Below are 2,208 nucleotides of genomic sequence, written 5' to 3'. Positions count from 1 at the left end.
GGGACCTCGACGACCCCCGCGCCCGCCCCCAGCGGCACCTCCAGCACGAACGCGCTGCCGCTCATCCCCGGCACCTCGTGCGTCTGCAGCACGCCGCCGTGGGCACGGACGATGCCCTGCACGATCGGCCCGTGGACCGGGTCCCCGCCGGAGTAGGGGCCGCGCACCTCGATGCGCACCACCTCGCCGCGCTGGGCGGCCGCCACGACCACCGTGTTGTCCATGTAACCGCCCGTGGAGACGGGCGCGTTGCCGGTCGCGTCCACCCCGGCGACGTCCGCCACCAGGTGCGCCAGCGCGGTGGCCAGGCGCTGCGGGTCGACCTCCGCCTCGATGGGCGGGGCGTGCACGGCGAACTGCACCCGGCCGGGGCCGATCAGCTCCACCGCGCCGTCGACGCCGGCCGCGACCACCGCGTCCAGCATGACCCTGGCCCGGTTCAGCTCCGTCTGCCCGGCCGCCAGGGACTGGTAGCCCAGCACGTTGTCGATCATCTGGGTGATCCGGGAGTAGCCGGCCGACAGGTGGTGCAGCACCTGGTTGGCCTCCGGCCACAGCTGCCCGGCGTCGTCCGCCGCGAGGACCGAGAGCTCCCGCCGCAGCTCGTCCAGCGGGCCGCGCAGCGACCGTCCGAGCAGCATCAGCAACTGGTCGTGGCGGCGCGCCAGTTCGTCGTGACGCGCCTTGTCCTGCTCGGCGAGCTCGGCGTGCCGCTCCTCGGCCGCCGCGTACCGCTCCTGCGCGGCGGCGGCGGCCTCCGCGGACTGCTCGGTGAGCCCGCGGACCTCCTCGGCGTGCGCCTCGGTGAGCTTGCGGAGCTCCTCGGCGTGCGCCTCGGTCAGCTTCTCCAGCGCGCCGACGTGCTCCTGGCGGAGGGCGGTCAGCTCGGAGGCGTGGTCCTCGGAGAGCTTCTCCAGCTCCTCCTCGTGCCGCTTCTCGGCGTTCTCGCGCTCCTTGACCAGCTTGTCGAAGGGCCGGCGGTCGGTGAACGTCAGCACCGCGCCGACCAGTTGGTCGCCGTCGCGCACCGGCGCCGTGGTCAGGTCGACCGGCACCTTGTCGCCGTTCTTCGACCACACGACCTGCCCGCGCACCCGGTGCTTGCGGCCGGAGCGCAGCGTGTCGGCGAGCGGGGACTCGTCGTAGGGGAACGGGGCGCCGTCGGGGCGCGAGTGGAGCATCAGCTCGTGGAGCTCCCGGCCGCCGAGGTCGCTCGCGCGGTAGCCCAGGATCTGCGCGGCCGCCGGGTTGACCAGGACGATGCGGCCGTCGGTGTCGGTGCCCACCACGCCCTCGGCGGCGGCCCGCAGGATCATCTCGGTCTGCCGCTGCGAGCGGGCGAGTTCGGCCTCGGTGTCGACGGTCCCGGTGAGGTCGCGGACGACCAGCATCAGCAGCTCGTCACCGGTGTAGGCCGGCGAGTGGCCGTCGTGGGCCTGGCCGCCGTTCTCCAGGTTGGCGCTGGACACCTCGACCGGGAACTCGCTGCCGTCGGTGCGGCGGGCGATCATCCGGGTGGGCCTGGTCCGGGCGCCGGACTGCAGCGAGTCGCCGGGCCGCCGCATCGAGCCGGGGATCAGCCGGGAGTCGAACTCCGGGAGCAGATCGAGCAGTCCACGGCCGACCAGCGCGGTCCCCGGGGTCTCGAAGGCGTCCAGGGCGATGGTGTTGGCGTTGACGACGGTGCCGTTGGCGTTGACCAGGACCAACGCGTCGGGAAGCGCGTCCAGTATGGCTGCGAGGCGAGCAGCGCCTCGGGATGGCCTGCTGCTCACGAGACGCATTCCTCCCTGTTACCGCACCGTGCTGACCGTGTGGGCCATCTTGCCAACCGGCCCGGCACGTGTCACGGGCAGAGTCTACGGGCACCGTGCGCCCCGGCGGCCCCGGATGAGAGGGAGGTCGCACGAGAGGTTGACGCGGAGTGCGAGGGAAATGTGGAGCAACCCCCTCCGTGTCCAGCACCCCGGCGGCTACCGGCAGGGCTACCGCACGGCCCGGATTACCGGCAGGACCGGCACCATCGCGTCCCACCGCGCGGTGCGGCAGCCGTCGCGCCGGTCGTACGAGACGTGCACCCGGCGGCCGTCCCACCATCCGGTGATCCGTGCCGTGGCCGGGCCGCCGTCCAGCATCGTGCAGAACTCCCGCGGGGCGGCCGGGGAGGTGGCGGTGAACGGGTCGAGCGGGTCGAGGGGGCCGGGCCGG

The 2,208-nt window shown here is 73.7% G+C and carries 1 protein-coding gene and 1 pseudogene; both read right to left on the bottom strand.

Annotated features, from left to right (window positions below; genetic code table 11):
* On the bottom strand, positions 1–1,775 hold a 1,775-nt coding region (locus HW445_RS27865; RefSeq protein ID WP_180223632.1), incomplete at its 3' end, for a PAS domain-containing protein.
* Positions 1,776–1,985: 210 nt separating this feature from the next.
* Positions 1,986–2,208, bottom strand: a pseudogene (locus HW445_RS27860) (hypothetical protein); the annotation flags it as partial.

Source organism: Streptomyces sp. UH6 (assembly GCF_013421635.1).
In the GTDB taxonomy this organism is placed as follows: Bacteria; Actinomycetota; Actinomycetes; order Streptomycetales; family Streptomycetaceae; genus Streptomyces; species Streptomyces abyssomicinicus.
Note: the sequence above shows the minus strand (reverse complement) of the source record. Positions and strands in the feature narration are given on the sequence as shown.